Below are 15,894 nucleotides of genomic sequence, written 5' to 3'. Positions count from 1 at the left end.
GGTTATTCATCCTGCATCAGCCAGCCCTTGACGACCTGGGCTGACAATTCTGGTTCGTTGGCCACTAGGGCGCGGACGGCCTTGAGAACGTCCTCATCTTTATGCAGGTCCGGCAGCATCAGAGAACCGTCCGCTGCAAAGCCAACCTGCCCTTCATCAAATTCCTGAGACAACATACTGATGGTTTCATCGCCCAGATCCAGTCCGGAGTCAGCATCAAATGCATCGGCTTCACGGGTATCCTCAGGATAAATCAGTCTCTTAAGCATGGGCCTGACGATAAAGACGATCAAGGTCATGATTACCAGACCACCCACCAGCAGACGCAGAGCACGCATAAACCAGTCTTCTTCCCAGAGCGGGGTTTCGGCAATAGCGACGTCGCCAAGGCGGCTGAAAGGAATACTGACCACTTCCAGGGAGTCACCCCGGGTTACATCGAAACCGATGCCGCCTTGCAACAGGCGACGAATATTCAGCAGTTGTTCCTGGCTCATGGGCACACTGGTGGTTGTGCCATCTTCGGCGGTCTGTTGTACATGATCCACCGCCACCGACACACTCAGGCGGCGAATGACCCCTGTCTGCTGCTTGGTATGGCTGATGGTGGTATCCAACTCGTAGTTGCGGGTCGCCTCTTTGTGAGTACGTCCCGGAGTAACGCCCTGTCCGGCGTTGCCGCTGGCCTGCTCGGGAATATTGGACTCGAGAGGCGGCTGATTGCTCAGGGCACCTGGTATACCGGCCGCCACGCCCCCTACTGAATTGTCCTCTATCGTCATCTCACTGCGCACGGCGGGCAAGTCCGGATTATATCGCTTCTGGGTCTGCTCGACGGCGGTAAAATCCATGCTGACATCCGCCTGGGCGGTATAGTTACCCAGCCCCAGGACCGGGATCAGAATAGAGTCAATTTTCTGCAGGTACTCGTTTTCGCGGGCCTGTTCTATTTCATATTCCTTACGCGAGCGTGCGGCCAGCGAGTCCTGGGACCCGGAGTTGAGCAACCGGCCGTTATTATCCGTTACAGTGACCCGGCTGGGCTCCATCCCCTGTACGGCTGATGAGACGATGTCCACTACGGCATCCACTTCTTCGGCGGAGAGCACCGATCCGCGGCGAAGCGTCAGCACCACGGTAGCGCTGGGTTTTTTCTCTACCCGGGCGAACACGCTCTCCCTGGGTACGGCCAACAATACATTGGCGCGGGAAATGGCGCTGATTTCCTCTATAGTACGCGCAATCTGCTGTTCACGCGCATGCTTGAGACGTTCCTTCTCCACCCGCTGGCTGACGCCAAACCCCATGTCCTGCATGATGATATCCGTGCCGGCACTTTGTTCCTGGCTGATACCCTGGCGCGCCATACCCAGTTTGATGTTCTGGTATTGGGCCTCATTGACATAAATGACGTCTCCGTCCAGTCGGTAGTCGATCTGGTTCTGGTCCAGATAATCGAGGGTCTGGATCAGTTCTTCGGTGGGCATCTTGGCCAGGGGCCGGTAATCGGGCTCCTGGGCCCAGATCACGATAAATACGGCAATAGCCACACAGATCACCAGGGCGACGATCAGGGTGATCTGGCGCAGCATATCCACGCCGCCAAATCCTTCCATAAATCCGGAACGTTGCTCCGGCGTATTATCGTTGTCGGCGTTACCGCCAGACAGGGCGAGTTCGGTACCAGTTGGTTCGGCCACAGCTTATTTCCTCATTACACCGGCATGTTCATAATGGTCTTGTAGGCCTCAAGCACTTTGTTGCGCACCTGGACGGTGGCTTCAAAGGCAATACCCGCTTTTTCCTTGGCGACCATCACGTCCACCAGACTCAGGCTCTTGTCGCCCATTTCAAAGGCAACTTGTTTGTCCTTGGAGGCGTATCCCAGGTCATTGACCGTATCCAGGGCATTCTTAAGCATATCGCCAAAATTCTGCGAACTGGGATTGGTTACCAGCGGCTGCGCCTGTTCCAGTCCTACGTTGGCCTGCTTGGCCAGAGACTGCATTTCGCTGAACAATGATTGGGCTTTTATATCCATGGGAATTCTCACACCGCTTGTAATTAAGCTATCTGCCAAGACTAAAGCAATACCAGTGCCACAATATTTTTAATATACTTTTCAACGACTTACGCATATTGGTTAGAGGTTTGACGGGATTTTGGCGCAACTTGACGGGTGACGGGTGACGGGTGACGGAAATGGTAGCAATCTCCGTAACTTGTCAAGCAACCAAGTTACTCGTTACCTGTTACTCGTCACCCTATAAAATTTACGCAGGGACTTCGATACCCACTTCACGCATTCTGGCCAGTTTGTAGCGCAGGGTGCGTGGGCTGATACCCAGCTTGTCTGCAACAGCTTTACGACTGCCGTTACAGGACTTGAGGGTATCCAGAATGATCTGATGCTCCTGATATTGCAACTCCATACCCAGTTTGCCGCCCTCAGCCTCAGAAGACTCAGGCTCCTCCTGATGGATCGGAATATCACTTTCCAGCATCAGGTCAGAGGCATCAATCTGCTCATTCATGGCCAGGATCAGGGCTCGTTGAATAACATTTTCCAGTTCCCTGACATTGCCTGGCCAGGCATATTGCTGCAATTTATTGCGGGCCGCCGCTGACAGTGCAGGAATCTTATTGCCGGATTTCTGACTGTGCCGCTCAATCAGGTGTTGAGCCAGGGGCACGATATCACCAGGCCGTTGATTGAGGGGCAACCAGGTGAGCGGAAAGACATTGAGCCGGTAGTAGAGATCTTCACGGAAGTCGCCCCGCTGTACAGCCTGACGCAGATCCCGGTTGCTGGTAGCCAGTACCCTTACATCCAGGGTCACGGTCTTGCGGCTGCCCAGGCGTTCCACTTCTTTTTCCTGCAGGACACGCAGTAACTTGGCCTGCAATGAGAGATCCATTTCAGTGATCTCATCGAGCAATATGGTACCGCCCTGGGCCTGTTCGAACTTTCCGGGACAAGCCTGCAGGGCCCCGGTAAAGGCCCCTTTTTCATAGCCAAACAGGGTGGCTTCCAGCATGTTCTCTGGAATCGCCGCGCAGTTGATCGCTACAAAAGGCTGCTCGGCCCTGGGCGACTGGTCGTGAATATAACGGGCCAGCACTTCCTTGCCTGATCCGCTGGGGCCCAATACCATCACGGTAGCATCGGCCCGGGCAACCCGGGTTGCCAGTTCCAGCAGTTTGATGCTGACCGGGTCTGCCGCCACCGGCTGGCAGGACTCCACCTTGTTGGCCGGAGCATAGCGGCCCACCAGGTTCAACAGCACCTGAGGCGCGAAAGGCTTGGCCAGGTAATCGGTGGCGCCGTCGCGCATTGCCTTAACTGCATCGTCGATAGTGGCGTAGGCCGTCATCAACAGCACCGGCAGGTGGGGATATTTCTGTTTGATGCTTCTGAGCAGAGACAGACCTGACATCTGTCCCATCTGAATATCGCTGACCACCAAATCGACGTTTTCCTGTCCCAGCAGGGATAAGGCCGTTTCGGCACAGTCTGCCTGCAGGATCTGATAGCCACCCAGCAGCAAGGTATCCACCAGGGCCTCACGCAGGCCGGCATCGTCTTCGACAATCAGGACTTTACTGATGCTCATGGAATTAACTCCTTCTCGCAGCGGATAATGGTGGCAGACTCTCCACTTCACGGTAGATGGGCAGGTGGATCTCAAAACAGGCTCCCCCTTCCGGCGTATTGGCGGCCTTCACGGCCCCCTGATGGGACTGGGCAACGGCTTTGACCACCGCCAGCCCCAATCCGGTTCCCTGAGTCTTGGTAGTGAAAAATGGATCGAAGATATGCGCCAGCTTGGCGCCTGGAATCCCCGGTCCGTTATCGCTCACTGACAACACCACGGTGTTGGCCTTGTGACTGTCACGGTGGGCCCGCAACTGGATAATACAACCCTGCGGGTTGGCCTGCAGGCTGTTGTGAATCAGGTTTTGCAACGCACTGGCCAGTGCTGTTTTATTGCCCAGCACCAGGATGTCCGGTTCTGGCAAATCCAGGTGCATGCAGGCCTGTCTGGAACCCAGCATGGCTTCGGCACCCGCCTCCACTTCCAGCATCAGACTTTGCAGCGACAATTCGGAAACCACCTGCTGCTCGCCACTTTTGGCAAACAACAGCATGTCATTGACCTGCTGCTCAAGATCCTTGAGCCTGGCCATCAGCTTGTCTGCAAACTGGTGGCGGGATTCCTGGGTAAGGGTGGTATTCTGCAGGTTTGCTCCATACAGCATGGCAGCAGAGAGGGGGGTCCTGATTTGGTGGGCCAGCGAGGCCACCATGCGTCCCAGCGATGAAAGTTTCTGCATATGGCTCAGTTGCTGTTGAAGACGTCGGGTCTCGGTCAGGTCCGTCAGCACAATCAATTGTCCGGGCTCAAGCTCCAGGGGACAGATGGATAACTTTACCTTGCGGCCGTCGTGCAGGGACACTTCATGGCCGTCATCGGCCCGGGGCTTAAACGAGCGCTGGATAATGGTCCGCCAGGACTCACCTTCGAGGGGCTCGCCGAGCAATTCGATAGCCAGTTGATTGGCCTGGCGTACCTGTCCCTTGCCGTCAACCACAATCACACCGGCCGGCATCACCTCAAGCAAATGCTCCAGACGGGAAGCCTGCTGCTGCAGGCGCAGGATTTCCTGCGGCTCTGGTACGCTGACGTTTTCCAGGGCATGGGATTCTGTTGTCAATGGGCCATGTGCTGCCATTGCTACCTCATGTCAAAACTTGGACAGATAAAATCGACAAAGAGGCAAAGCAGAGACCGTGCCAGAATTATTCTGACTTTAATTTCAATAGGTTATGTGACAAATTGGTGAATGCCAGAAAAATGGCGGACTGGCTGACAAGTTACAAGGGATATTAAGGCAACTCGTCCTTGGACATATTGTACTTACGCATTTTCTCCACCAGGGTGGTGCGACGCATGCCCAGTGTCTCTGCAGCTCTGGCCACCACCCATTGATGTTGTTCCAATGCCTGGGTGATCAGGTTCACTTCAAGATCTGCCAAGTACTCTTTAAGGTTCATTCCTGTCTCAGGGAGACTCTGAGGGACTGAGGATCCTGCTGAGGACGAAAACTCGTCAGGCTGTTCATCTGTTTCATCGTCACTGGCCGAATCCCCGAACAGGGCATTGATGGCTTCCCGCTCCAGCAGCTCCTCAGGGTAGTCGGGCTGGTAGGGGTCGACTTCGAGGTGCTGATATTTGGGCGGTAAGTCGCTGACTCCCACCACCTTATCCGGATAAAGAATCAACAGGCGCTCAACCAGATTAGACAATTCACGCACGTTGCCTGCCCAGTGATGCTCCATCAGGGAGGTCAGGGCACCCTCGGTAAATTTCAGTGTCCGGCCCCCCTCATTCAGCGCCCGGGTAACCAGTTCCTGCAACAGCAGTGGTATATCCTCCTGGCGCTCTCTGAGCGGGGGACTCTCTATTGGGAATACATTCAGACGGTAGTAAAGATCCTCGCGGAACTTACCGTCATTGATCATGCTCTCCAGATCCCTGTGGGTCGCTGCAATCACCCTGACATTACACTGGATGGGCTTGGTTCCGCCCACCCTTTCATAACTGCGCTCCTGCAGAACCCGCAACAACTTGACTTGCATCTGCAAGGGCATATCGCCGATTTCGTCCAGAAACAGCGTCCCTCCCTCGGCCAGTTCGAAGCGTCCCTTACGACTGCTGACCGCACCGGTAAAGGCGCCTTTTTCATGGCCAAACAGTTCGCTTTCCAGTAACTCGCCAGGAATGGCACCGCAGTTGACCGGAATAAAGGGGCCGTCTTTTCGATTGGACAGGTAATGGACATTCCGCGCCACCACCTCTTTGCCCGTACCGGACTCGCCCAGTACCAGTACATTAGCATCGGTGGGCGCCACCTGCTCTATCATGTGGCGAACCAATTGAATACCTGGGCTCTTGCCAATCAGGCTTCTGAACAGCTTGGTCTTATTCTGAACGCCGATTTGGGCGGGACGTCGTTGCAGGTACTCCTGGCACCTGTGCAGCATCTGCGTGAGTTGTGGATAAGTGACGGGCTCGCCCACCACCCCCACCAGATTACTCTTGGCCGGAGTTGTGTCCGCACCCAGCAAAATAAAAGGCTGGGCCGGGAATCTGCTGAGCAGTGCCTGATTGATACTGGTATTTTCTGCATCCAGCAGGACCGCATCGTAAGCACCCTGACGGGCAATGGCCGCCTCCCCCTGCTGGGGTAAAACACACTCACAGGTTTCGCCCATAAAGGTGAGTATGGTCTGAAGACTTATCCGGCGGGATTCATGCCCACTGATAATCAGAATGTTACTCATACCCTGGCGACCTCAAGTTGTGTTGACAACCCACGCTGAAAATAAACCGGACAAGGTAGCCCGGCCGGCGGAAGAACTTTCGCACATGATGTGAAAGTCGATTTGATACCTAGGATTTTAACCATTAGCCCACCATACGCAACCGGGTCAATCAGGTTTATGATCAATAGGTTAAGATTCGCTCAAATAATATGCAGTTCCACCAGCACCACAGATCCTTTTCGTTGTGGTGCCGAAGGCGCATGTGGTTAGACAAGCACCACCTGCTTCTGCGAAAATGCCCCTACTCCCGGCCACGGCCATTCTGACACGAGATTAAGCATGAATTACCAGGCCATTGCCAAAGAGGTCTTCGACATTGAAGCCTCGGCTGTCAGCCGACTGGCAGACAATCTGAACCCGGATTTTGATACCACTGTGCAGGCCATTCTGGCTGCTAAAGGCCGGGTGGTGGTCTGTGGCATGGGCAAGTCCGGCCAGATTGGGCGAAAGATAGCTGCGACTCTGGCCAGCACCGGCACCCCGAGTTTCTATATGCATCCTGGCGAAGCTTACCATGGCGACCTGGGAATGATCGCCAAAGAAGATGTCTTTATCGCCATTTCCAATTCCGGTGAAACCGAAGAAGTCATCAAGCTTTTGTCGTTTTTAAAAGAAAACGGCAACTTTCTGGTAGGTATGACAGGCAGGCTCGACTCCACCCTTGCCAGGGCAGCCAGCGCGGTGCTGAATATCTCTGTGGAGAAAGAAGCCTGTCCGCTGCAGCTTGCCCCCACTGCCTCCACCACTGCCACCTTGGCCATGGGCGATGCCCTGGCTGTGACCCTGATGAGAGCCAGGGACTTTCAACCTGAGCAATTTGCCCGCTTCCATCCGGGCGGCAGCCTGGGACGGCGCCTACTGTCCCGGGTGCAGGACGAAATGATTACCGACAATCTTCCCCTGGTCAGCGAGACGGCCAGTTTTGCCGAGGTGGTGGACAGCATTTCATCAGGCCAGTTGGGTATCGCCATTGTCGAAGCCGCAAACGGACAATACGGCATTATCACCGATGGGGATATCCGTCGGGGCTTCACCCGATACAAGAAAGATGTGTTTGATCACAAGGCCGGGGAGATGATGAGCCTGAATCCCAAGAATATCGATATCAATGCCAAGATGTCGGAGGCCTTTGCCCTGATGGAACAACTGCATATCACCTCATTGCTGGTGATGGCCGACGGCAAGCTGGCTGGAATAGTGAAAAAATAACCTGGCTACGCACAGCAAAAAGGGGCGACTCAGCCCCTTTTTTGTATCTGAAACCTCAACTATCAGCTTAGTAAGGACAGCACCTGCCCACGCTGCTGATTGGCCTGTGACTGAACAGCAATGGCAGCCTGATTCTGGATATCGCTGGTGGCTTTGTCCGAAGACGCCTGGGCATAATCCAAATCCTGGATCCGGCTCTGAGCGGAAGCCACATTGACCTCTGCATTGGCCAGGTTACGGGCGGCACTTTCAAACTGGTTCTGGGTAGCCCCCAAATCTGCCCGGGCGGAACCGACGTACTCCACCGCCGCATCTGCACTTTCCAATGCATCGGCAGCACCCTGAGCAGTACTGATATCCACATTCAGAATATCACTCAATCCACCGGCTATGTCCTTGGTGCCCACACTGATGGACTGACCGCCGTTTGAGCCTACCAGAAAATCGATATTGCCTTCACCGCTCAACAGCGGCTTGCCTGCAAATTCCGTCTGTTCGATTGTTCGGGTGATATTCTCCTGCAACTGGGAGACTTCTTTTTGCAACGCCTTGCGATCGCCGTCGGTCAGAATGCCGCTACCGGCCTGGACAGACAATTCGCGAATACGGTTAACATCACTGCTGATGCCAGACAAGCCACCCTCGGCCACCTGGGCCAGGGATACGCCGTCATAAGCATTGTTATAGGCCTGGCGGTAACCCGTGGTCTGGGAGGTCAGCCGGTCAATAATCTGCTGCGCAGCGGCATCGTCTGCTGCGTTGTTGACACGCTTGCCGGACGCCAGCTTCTCAAACAGGCTGTCCTGTTTCTTCTGGATCTGCTGTAATAAAGACGCGTTGGAACTGTTGCCATTGATTTCTAACATGGACTACCCCCTTATCCTCTCCCGTACAGGATAGCAAAGGGGTGGTGAGAAAGTAAGCAATGAAATAGTTGTGGCGTATGGATAGCAATACTTTGGTATGTGGAAACAATACTCTCAAACGCATGACGGCTGGTCGCCGTTGTAATTGAAGCCATCCCGTGAATTCTTAACAAAGATACATATGAAACAAAACAGTATAGCTTTGTTGATACTCCCGTCGGCAACATTAAGGGAAATCTGTGTATCGCCGATAACCATGACAACAAGCTCGGCGAATAACACGTTTCGCCTCATACTGAGCAAGTGGAGTTCCCTGTGGTTTTATATAAAGAGCTAATGCCATTTGTCGTACTCGCAGACGACTCACTAAAAGCAGCTTTGGCCAAGATAGAAAAGAACAAGCATAAGATTGTTTATGTTGTCGACGAGAAAAATCATCTATTAGGTTGTCTGGCAGATGGGGATTATCGTCGCTGGTCAATCAAACAGGAGATGGTTGATCTCAGGACCCCAGTAAACCAAGTCTTTAATGACCGTTGTTTTTCAATGCCTTTAGAGAGCCGCACAGCAGAAATCCAGTTACAACTTAAGAAGCGCCGTAGCTCAATTCCTTTGGTTGATAATGCGGGACATCTTGTTGCTATTGCGGAGGACAGCGTCCGATTTCTGACAATCGCTCAACGCCGGATATCCGCCGAGGATCAGGCTTTTGTTATCGCAGAGATAGGTAACAACCACCAGGGTGATTTGGCTTTGGCTAAATACCTGATTGATGCCGCAGTCAATGCTGGTGTGGATTGTGTAAAGTTTCAGATGCGCTCCATGGATGAGCTATATAACAGCAACGGCATACATACTGAGGATCTGGGCTCTCAGTATACGCTGGACTTACTATCCAAATATCAGTTGTCCGATGATGAATTGTTTGAGGCTTTTGATTACTGCCTCAAGAAAAACGTTACCCCCTTGTGTACTCCATGGGATCTGGTCTCCTTGCGAAAGCTTGAAGAATACGGCATCCAAGCATATAAGGTTGCATCAGCAGACTTCACCAATTTTCAGTTGTTGGCTGCCATTGCAGAGACGGGTAAGCCAATGATTTGCTCGACTGGCATGTCTACTGAAGATGAAATTCGTGAAACAGTCGCATTTCTGGAAAATAGGAAAGCACAGTTCATTCTGCTTCATTGCAACTCCACCTATCCAACCCCCTATAAAGATGTCAATCTTACCTACTTAAAGCGCTTGGAGTCCCTCTGCAATTGGGTCGTAGGATATTCTGGCCATGAAAGGGGGTGGTCGGTACCTATAGCAGCGGTTGCATTAGGGGCTAAGGTAATAGAGAAACATATCACCACAGACAGAAGCCTTGAGGGCAATGATCACAAGGTTAGCTTGCTACCAGAAGAGCTCACCAGCATGGTACGGGAAATTCGCAATGTCGAACAGGCAATGGGAGATGATGCACCAAGGGATCTGACTCAGGGGGAAATGATCAATCGGGAAGTGCTGGCCAAAAGCCTTGTTGCCAAACAAGACATGGAGCCCGGCACTGTCATAAGTGCTGATTCGGTGACCGTAAAAGCTCCGGGTAAAGGTTTGCAGCCCAATCGGATAAGTGAACTGATAGGTAAAAAGACCTATCGCCGCATTAAGGCTGGCGATGTTTTTTACGAAGCGGATATACTTGGAGGCTTCAGCAAGAAAAGCATCTATCAGTTTTCCCGCCCGTACGGCATTCCAATACGTTATCACGACTTCAAAAATTTGACCTCAGAGGTAAAGTTGGATTTCGTGGAGTTTCACTTGTCATATCACGACCTCAATATGAATGTTTCTGACTATCTGGAGCACAACTCAGATCTGAGATTTGCTGTCCACGCGCCGGAGCTCTTCGAACACGATCATTTGCTCGATTTGGCTTCGGATAATGAACATTACAGAGCCAGATCGATTCGGGAAATGCAAAGAGTGATCAAGCATACCAATCAGCTTAAACAGTATTTCCCGAGTACTGAGCTACCAATCGTTGTTGCAAATGTCGGGGGTTGGAATACGAAAGGTTTTCTGAGTAAAGCTGATGTAGCAAGAAAGTACGATGTTCTTTATAACTCACTGCAACAGCTTGACTTAAGTGGGATTCAGCTCGCCATACAGACTATGCCACCGTTTCCTTGGCACTTTGGAGGGCAGAGTCATCACAACTTGTTTGTCAGAGCTGACGAGATAGTAGAATTCTGCCAACGAAGTCTACTAAAAGTCTGTCTCGACGTGTCACACACCATGATGGCATGCAACTTTTACAAGGACGACTTCTACGACTTCGTCAGAAAAGTCGCCCCATATGTGGTGCACATGCATATTGTCGACGCCAAAGGCCTGGATGGAGAAGGAATCCAAATTGGCCACGGCGATGTTGATTTCAGGAAGCTCGGGAAAATTCTGCAGCAAGATTTACCAAGCACCCCCTTTATTCCTGAGATATGGCAAGGGCATAAGAATAATGGCGAAGGCTTTTGGAAAGCTCTCGCCTACCTGGAAAATCAATTTGCAGCTTAAGGTATTAGTGTGTTTGAAGAATTAAAGGCAAAACTGGATGGTCCCTGGTACACCATATTTACAGGTTTCACAGAAACTGAAGAAATTGATTATGAAGCGGTTGGCAACTACCTGACTAAGCTCTACCAGCAAGGGGCGAAACGCTTCTATGCAATGGCATATAACTCCCGCTACTCCCAGATGACTCATCAGGAGATCAAGGAGTTGAACGCCTTTTGCATCCGTCATCTGAAACAGTTGAATAAAGACAATATCGTCATTGTTGGCGATCCTATTCATTGCTCAACCAGAGAAAGTCTGGAATTCACCCTTCATGCTAAAGAGTGCGGGGCCGATTTGATCTCTTTGCTGGTGCGGGAGAAGCATTTTACAGATGAGCAGATACTTGAGCATTATCAGTACATAGGGGAAAAATCCCAATTCCCCCTATTGGTTCACGAAATGCCATTCCTATCGGGTTATGACGGAACCCAGATGCACTGGCCTATGTCCTTACTCGAACGTTTACCCGAAGTCCCTTACATCGCAGCAATAAAAGAAGATGCAAAGGACTTTGACATCACTCGTAAGGTCTTGGAGTTGGAGCCTCAGATTAAGGTTATTATTGCTGGGGGCGGTAAAAAGACTTTCAGGAAATACATGAGTCATGGTGCCAGAGCCTGGTTAAACGGTATCTCCATCATCGATGCGGGTATAGCTGAAATTTTTTGGGAAGCCTGCCAGAAAGATGATGAAGAGGTGATAAATTTTGTCATCCAGCAGTTGGAAGAGCCTTTCTTCTCAGGCGTGGTGAAAAAGTACGGCTGGCACCGCACCAATAAAGCCTTACTGCAAGCTGCCAATCTAATGCACAGACGGGACAGGATGCCGCTGAAACACCTCAGTGATTCCGAATACGCTGAGGTGGTCGACGTGTATGGGCGAATTAGTCTTGCATGGACCCGATTTAGGGAGAGTTACCGATGAGCCTTACCGCATTTGTGCCCGCTCGTTCAGGCTCCAAACGACTGAAAGGCAAAAATATCAAACTACTGGCCGGCAAGCCTCTGGTGGTCTGGACCATTGAGGCATGTGTCGGGGCCGAGGCGGTTGAGCAGGTGATCTTTTCCACCGATTCAATGGAGTATTGGCAAATAGTTAAAAAACATGTGCCGAGCGACAAGCTGGTGCTGGATTTCAGAAGTCCAGAACAGGCCGGTGACAAGGTAAAAATTTTCGATTACGTCAAACAGCAGGTAGACAAAATTTTTCAAAATAGGAGCGGACAATTTTTACTGGCTTTGCCAACCATGCCGCTCAGAACCAGCAAGCACATTAATGAGGCGGTGGCTTTATCAGCCAGTCGACAGTCACCGGTCTTTTCTGCCGTTGAATACGAGGCGCCTGTTTCCTTCGCCTTTACTATAGGAGAGGATGACAGCTGGACGCCACTTCAACAGAATAGTCCCATGGTGACAGGCAATACCCGCAGTCAGGATCAGATATCAGCATATCATCCTAATGGGGCTATCTATATCCGCAACATCGATGATTTACGCGAAGAGAGTCTGAAGACCTTTTACCAGCAGGCCATCCCCTACCTGATGCCACGCCAAGACTCCGTTGATATCGACACGCCTTTCGACTTCGAGCTGGCAGAACATCTTATTAGGGCGGAAAGTCCAGGAGCCAAATATGAGTAATAGGAGCAACGCCTTTGAGCATGAAAACGCTTTCTACCTGTCCTGCTCACCACAGCGGATCAGTAAGTTCATTTGTCATTACGAATTATTCAAGCAAACTCTTGATCTGGCTGGGGATATTGTTGAATTTGGCGTATTTAAAGGTGCATCACTCAGTCGCTTTGCAATGATGCGTGCCCTGTTTGGCGCAGCAAACAACAAGAAGATTATAGGTTTTGATGTTTTTGGTAACTTTCCCGAAACCGAGTTTGAACAGGACAAGGAACAACGAAAGAAATTTATCGACAGCGCTGGCGAGAAAAGTATCTCAAAGCAAGATCTTCAATTATCTCTTTCTAGCCGGGGCCTGGATTCGAATATTGAGTTAGTCGAAGGCGATATTGTAACAACCCTACCCGCCTGGTTGACAGGCAATCCCCAGGCCAGATTTTCTTTGGTCAATCTGGATACTGACATCTATGAGCCTGCAGTCACAATATTGGAAAACATTTGGCCAAGACTGGTGAATGGAGGAGTTTTATTACTCGACGACTACGCCGTGTTTCCAGGAGAAACACAGGCGGTCGATGAGTTTTTTAAGGACAAGCCGGTTAAGATTCAACGCTTCCCTCATGCAAAGTCCCCCAGTTTTATTGTAAAAAACAAGCATTGAGGTAGCGGGTATGGATTTCCGTAATGGACCGATTCATCTGAACTACAATGCGTTGAATTTGGATATCCCGGCATTGGGTGAATTATTTGAATTGAACTACCAAAAATGGAGAAATCCTAACTATGAAAATGTTGCTTCACTGACGAGACACCAAGTGGAATACGATAAGGATTTTAACACCTTGCTTGTAAAAGTCTGTGGTCTTGACACTTCCCTGACCTCAATCGCAAGACTGGAAAAAGTTTGGTTAGTTAAAACCCAGCACAAAGATACCCATCCAACCACACTCCCATTTATCCCCCATGTAGACTATCGGCGTTATTTGAAAGTGATGCTGTACGTTGACAAAGTCACTTCAGAGCACGGGCCCTTTTCAGCAGTTGCTCAGGATCCAGAGCAGTATGAGATGCTAAGACGATCTTTGCCACCTGATTACAAATCATCAATGTTAAACCGGGTTGATGTGCCATTTGAACAATTCACGGCTTATACCGGTGAAGCTGGCGACATCATATTCTTTGATACCAATATTCCTCATTTTGCCGGCCAGGTCAGACCCGGACTGACCAGAAGAGTATTACGATTCGATTTTACTTACCTGGAGAATGAGTAGGCTTGCAGTTGCGGGGGTCAACATTAATGTCCTGAGATAATTGGCCGATACAAATACTGAGTTAGAAATACTGGTCGGAGAGCTTTGTTCAGATGAGAGTATCGACGGTGAAGGACCTGAACAATCAAGGTAAAAACCTTAGTCCAGAACAAATAATAGAAATGGTCTCTGGCTTATCTGTCAACCCCATACTGACAACTAAGTTTGGCCCACAATCTATTTATCTTATCGATATAGTAGTAAAAATCCTGCCAGATATTCAGGTGGTATGGATTGATACAGGTTTTAATACTGCACAAACCATTGAATTTGCCCACAGCGTAATTGATGAATACAAGCTAAATATAAATATTTTTCGACCTGACTTCGATATTCAGCGTAAGTACTCAAAGGACGCCATCCACAGAATGGCTGAAGATGAACGACTTCAATTTATCGAAGATATTAAGATCGAACCATTCAAAAGAGCTCTACAGCAGATATCGCCTGACTTCTGGTTCACCGGCATCCGAGAAGAGCAAACAGCCTACAGAAAAACCTTAGATGTGTTTAGTTCTTACTCGAAAAATATTGTCAGAGTGGCACCTCTGTATAAATTAGGATCTAATGAAGTACTCCGTGACATGGCTCGTAGGAGGCTGAGGTCAGAAGTACATTATTTAGACATTACAAAGCGAAACGGTCACAGCGAGTGTGGTATTCACTTCCCTATCTCCTGCTTTGAAAAACAACTCTAAGGCAACGTAATTATGAAAGAAAACTTCTTAGACTGGTCACCAAGTACAGATAGTCTTCTAAAAGTTAAAGAACGAGAACTACACGCTGGTCTACACTCGCATATTAGTGAAAACGAAAGGACGGCAGATCGGATACTTGCAAATAGACAGTTCAGAATTGATGCACTAGAAAGAATATTAAAGGAAAAAGGTATTAGACTGAAAGGTGAGATATTGGAAGTAGGAGCTGGAGATGGGTGGTGTTCAGCTTACATAGCCAAAACAAAAAAGGAAGTTAGAACTATTTATACTATGGAATGTAATGAGCCAGCTGTCACCAAGTTGATACCTCAGACTTTTCAGCTACTTGGCATACCAGATGATAAAGTAGTTTATGTATTGGGTAGTTTCAACAACATAGTACTTAAAGACAAATTTGACTTTGTCGTTGCTATGGGTGCTTTACATCATTCAAGTAACCTAAAGCGAACACTCAGTGAAATTTATAGTGCAATAAAGCCTGGGGGATTCTTAATTGCTCAGGAGCCATATATGGCTGATCAAACACCCAACGCCTTCTATTACAAACAGAATGATATTGAGAAAAACTTCAATGGATATGGTCGGATATTAAATAAAGAACGCAGCGATACGTTTTTCAGAAAATGTGAATATTACGCAGCTGGGTATCATTCAGGTTTCGATGTATCAATCATAGAAATAGATCAACCCATTGGGCCGGAAAAACCTGCCAATTTGATATTATCTATGGAAAAAGTCACTTCGGAAATAGGTAAAACCCCTGTAACCACTTGGTAGCTGAAATCAACTAGAAACAGCTATCCTTAATAATAGCTGTTTCTACTTCATTATTTTCTTTAGAATTTCATTCCGTTATTTAGGGAGAAAGAAGCTCCAACTCCATGCACTCCTCCTTGTGTGGAATATAGGTAGTATCCCCCTACAACACACTCAATTCCAGGCTCAGAGTAAGTCGTAGTTACTCTGCCATAACCTGATGCTTTACCAGAGAAATAACTATAATGCAGAGTTAAATTAATCGATTGCTTTGGCGGCAGGCTCTGACCTTCTCCCCAGATTTAACACCATGACTTTGATGAGATTTCCAATAAACTGGAGCCAATGGAGATCTCAGAATGAAAAAACGTTATACCGAAGAACAAATCATCAAGGCCATTAAGCAGCATG

General features: G+C 49.6%; 14 protein-coding genes. 8 read left to right on the top strand and 6 right to left on the bottom strand.

The features are described from left to right. Nucleotides 1-2 precede the first annotated feature (2 nt). From fliF to J0A66_RS17490, 5 genes are all read right to left on the bottom strand, one after another. The gene (fliF, locus tag J0A66_RS17510) at nucleotides 3-1,700 is read right to left on the bottom strand and encodes a flagellar basal-body MS-ring/collar protein FliF (RefSeq protein ID WP_206575149.1); all 1,698 of its coding nucleotides are present in this window, start codon (nucleotides 1,698-1,700) and stop codon (nucleotides 3-5) included. Nucleotides 1,701-1,714: 14 nt separating this feature from the next. Continuing rightward, on the bottom strand, nucleotides 1,715-2,041 hold the full coding sequence (gene fliE / locus J0A66_RS17505) for a flagellar hook-basal body complex protein FliE (RefSeq protein WP_206575148.1): 327 nt from the start codon (nucleotides 2,039-2,041) through the stop codon (nucleotides 1,715-1,717). 232 nt (nucleotides 2,042-2,273) lie between these two features. Next, on the bottom strand, nucleotides 2,274-3,614 hold the full coding sequence (locus tag J0A66_RS17500; RefSeq protein ID WP_206575147.1) for a sigma-54-dependent transcriptional regulator: 1,341 nt from the start codon (nucleotides 3,612-3,614) through the stop codon (nucleotides 2,274-2,276). A gap of 4 nt (nucleotides 3,615-3,618) precedes the next feature. Continuing rightward, nucleotides 3,619-4,734 carry a sensor histidine kinase gene (locus J0A66_RS17495; protein ID WP_206575146.1) on the bottom strand — a complete coding sequence of 372 codons (1,116 nt, stop codon included), beginning with the start codon at nucleotides 4,732-4,734 and terminating at the stop codon, nucleotides 3,619-3,621. A gap of 154 nt (nucleotides 4,735-4,888) precedes the next feature. Continuing rightward, a complete protein-coding gene (locus tag J0A66_RS17490) occupies nucleotides 4,889-6,346 on the bottom strand; it encodes a sigma-54 dependent transcriptional regulator (protein ID WP_206575145.1) in 1,458 nt (485 codons plus the stop codon). A gap of 321 nt (nucleotides 6,347-6,667) precedes the next feature. Here J0A66_RS17490 and J0A66_RS17485 point away from each other — a divergent pair, with 321 nt between their 5' ends. Beyond that, nucleotides 6,668-7,597, top strand: a complete 930-nt coding sequence (locus J0A66_RS17485) for a KpsF/GutQ family sugar-phosphate isomerase (RefSeq protein WP_206575144.1) — start codon at nucleotides 6,668-6,670, stop codon at nucleotides 7,595-7,597. A gap of 62 nt (nucleotides 7,598-7,659) precedes the next feature. On the opposite strand, the gene J0A66_RS17480 is transcribed toward J0A66_RS17485, so the two are convergent. Continuing rightward, complete coding sequence (locus J0A66_RS17480) at nucleotides 7,660-8,463, bottom strand: flagellin N-terminal helical domain-containing protein (RefSeq protein ID WP_206575143.1); 804 nt, start codon at nucleotides 8,461-8,463, stop codon at nucleotides 7,660-7,662. 315 nt (nucleotides 8,464-8,778) lie between these two features. On the opposite strand from J0A66_RS17480, the gene J0A66_RS17475 reads away from it, so the two are divergent. The 7 genes from J0A66_RS17475 to J0A66_RS17445 all read left to right on the top strand — a co-directional run bounded on the left by J0A66_RS17475 (nucleotide 8,779) and on the right by J0A66_RS17445 (nucleotide 15,504). Further along, a complete protein-coding gene (locus tag J0A66_RS17475) occupies nucleotides 8,779-11,022 on the top strand; it encodes an N-acetylneuraminate synthase family protein (RefSeq protein WP_206575142.1) in 2,244 nt (747 codons plus the stop codon). A 9-nt stretch (nucleotides 11,023-11,031) separates the two neighbouring features. Continuing rightward, nucleotides 11,032-11,988: a dihydrodipicolinate synthase family protein gene (locus J0A66_RS17470; RefSeq protein WP_206575141.1), complete on the top strand. Its 957-nt coding sequence runs from the start codon at nucleotides 11,032-11,034 to the stop codon at nucleotides 11,986-11,988. Next, nucleotides 11,985-12,704, top strand: coding sequence for an acylneuraminate cytidylyltransferase family protein (locus J0A66_RS17465; RefSeq protein ID WP_206575140.1), 720 nt, complete (start codon nucleotides 11,985-11,987; stop codon nucleotides 12,702-12,704). Before J0A66_RS17470 ends, J0A66_RS17465 begins: the two co-directional genes overlap by 4 nt. Next, the gene (locus tag J0A66_RS17460) at nucleotides 12,697-13,356 is read left to right on the top strand and encodes a TylF/MycF/NovP-related O-methyltransferase (RefSeq protein WP_206575139.1); all 660 of its coding nucleotides are present in this window, start codon (nucleotides 12,697-12,699) and stop codon (nucleotides 13,354-13,356) included. The genes J0A66_RS17465 and J0A66_RS17460 overlap by 8 nt, the downstream gene beginning before the upstream one ends. Before the next feature lie 10 nt (nucleotides 13,357-13,366). Then, the gene (locus J0A66_RS17455; RefSeq protein WP_206575138.1) at nucleotides 13,367-13,969 is read left to right on the top strand and encodes a phytanoyl-CoA dioxygenase family protein; all 603 of its coding nucleotides are present in this window, start codon (nucleotides 13,367-13,369) and stop codon (nucleotides 13,967-13,969) included. Between the two features lie 92 nt (nucleotides 13,970-14,061). After that, nucleotides 14,062-14,706, top strand: a complete 645-nt coding sequence (locus J0A66_RS17450) for a phosphoadenosine phosphosulfate reductase domain-containing protein (protein ID WP_206575137.1) — start codon at nucleotides 14,062-14,064, stop codon at nucleotides 14,704-14,706. A 12-nt stretch (nucleotides 14,707-14,718) separates the two neighbouring features. Then, nucleotides 14,719-15,504 (top strand): class I SAM-dependent methyltransferase, encoded by a 786-nt coding sequence (locus J0A66_RS17445; RefSeq protein WP_206575136.1) that lies wholly within the window; start codon nucleotides 14,719-14,721, stop codon nucleotides 15,502-15,504. Nucleotides 15,505-15,894: the final 390 nt, after the last annotated feature.

This window comes from Bowmanella dokdonensis (genome assembly GCF_017254865.1).
Taxonomy (GTDB): domain Bacteria; phylum Pseudomonadota; class Gammaproteobacteria; order Enterobacterales; family Alteromonadaceae; genus Bowmanella; species Bowmanella dokdonensis.
The sequence above is the reverse complement of the archived record's forward strand: the minus strand, read 5'-3'. Positions and strand labels throughout refer to the sequence as shown.

What these genes read in the sequence shown, in the direction of transcription:
- J0A66_RS17490 (WP_206575145.1), bottom strand. Translation starts at nt 6,346, where the DNA reads ATGAGTAACATTCTGATTATCAGTGGGCATGAATCCCGCCGGATAAGT.
- J0A66_RS17465 (WP_206575140.1), top strand. Translation starts at nt 11,985, where the DNA reads ATGAGCCTTACCGCATTTGTGCCCGCTCGTTCAGGCTCCAAACGACTG.
- J0A66_RS17495 (WP_206575146.1), bottom strand. Translation starts at nt 4,734, where the DNA reads ATGGCAGCACATGGCCCATTGACAACAGAATCCCATGCCCTGGAAAAC.
- J0A66_RS17480 (WP_206575143.1), bottom strand. Translation starts at nt 8,463, where the DNA reads ATGTTAGAAATCAATGGCAACAGTTCCAACGCGTCTTTATTACAGCAG.
- J0A66_RS17445 (WP_206575136.1), top strand. Translation starts at nt 14,719, where the DNA reads ATGAAAGAAAACTTCTTAGACTGGTCACCAAGTACAGATAGTCTTCTA.
- J0A66_RS17460 (WP_206575139.1), top strand. Translation starts at nt 12,697, where the DNA reads ATGAGTAATAGGAGCAACGCCTTTGAGCATGAAAACGCTTTCTACCTG.
- J0A66_RS17485 (WP_206575144.1), top strand. Translation starts at nt 6,668, where the DNA reads ATGAATTACCAGGCCATTGCCAAAGAGGTCTTCGACATTGAAGCCTCG.
- fliE (WP_206575148.1), bottom strand. Translation starts at nt 2,041, where the DNA reads ATGGATATAAAAGCCCAATCATTGTTCAGCGAAATGCAGTCTCTGGCC.
- J0A66_RS17500 (WP_206575147.1), bottom strand. Translation starts at nt 3,614, where the DNA reads ATGAGCATCAGTAAAGTCCTGATTGTCGAAGACGATGCCGGCCTGCGT.
- J0A66_RS17455 (WP_206575138.1), top strand. Translation starts at nt 13,367, where the DNA reads ATGGATTTCCGTAATGGACCGATTCATCTGAACTACAATGCGTTGAAT.
- J0A66_RS17450 (WP_206575137.1), top strand. Translation starts at nt 14,062, where the DNA reads ATGAGAGTATCGACGGTGAAGGACCTGAACAATCAAGGTAAAAACCTT.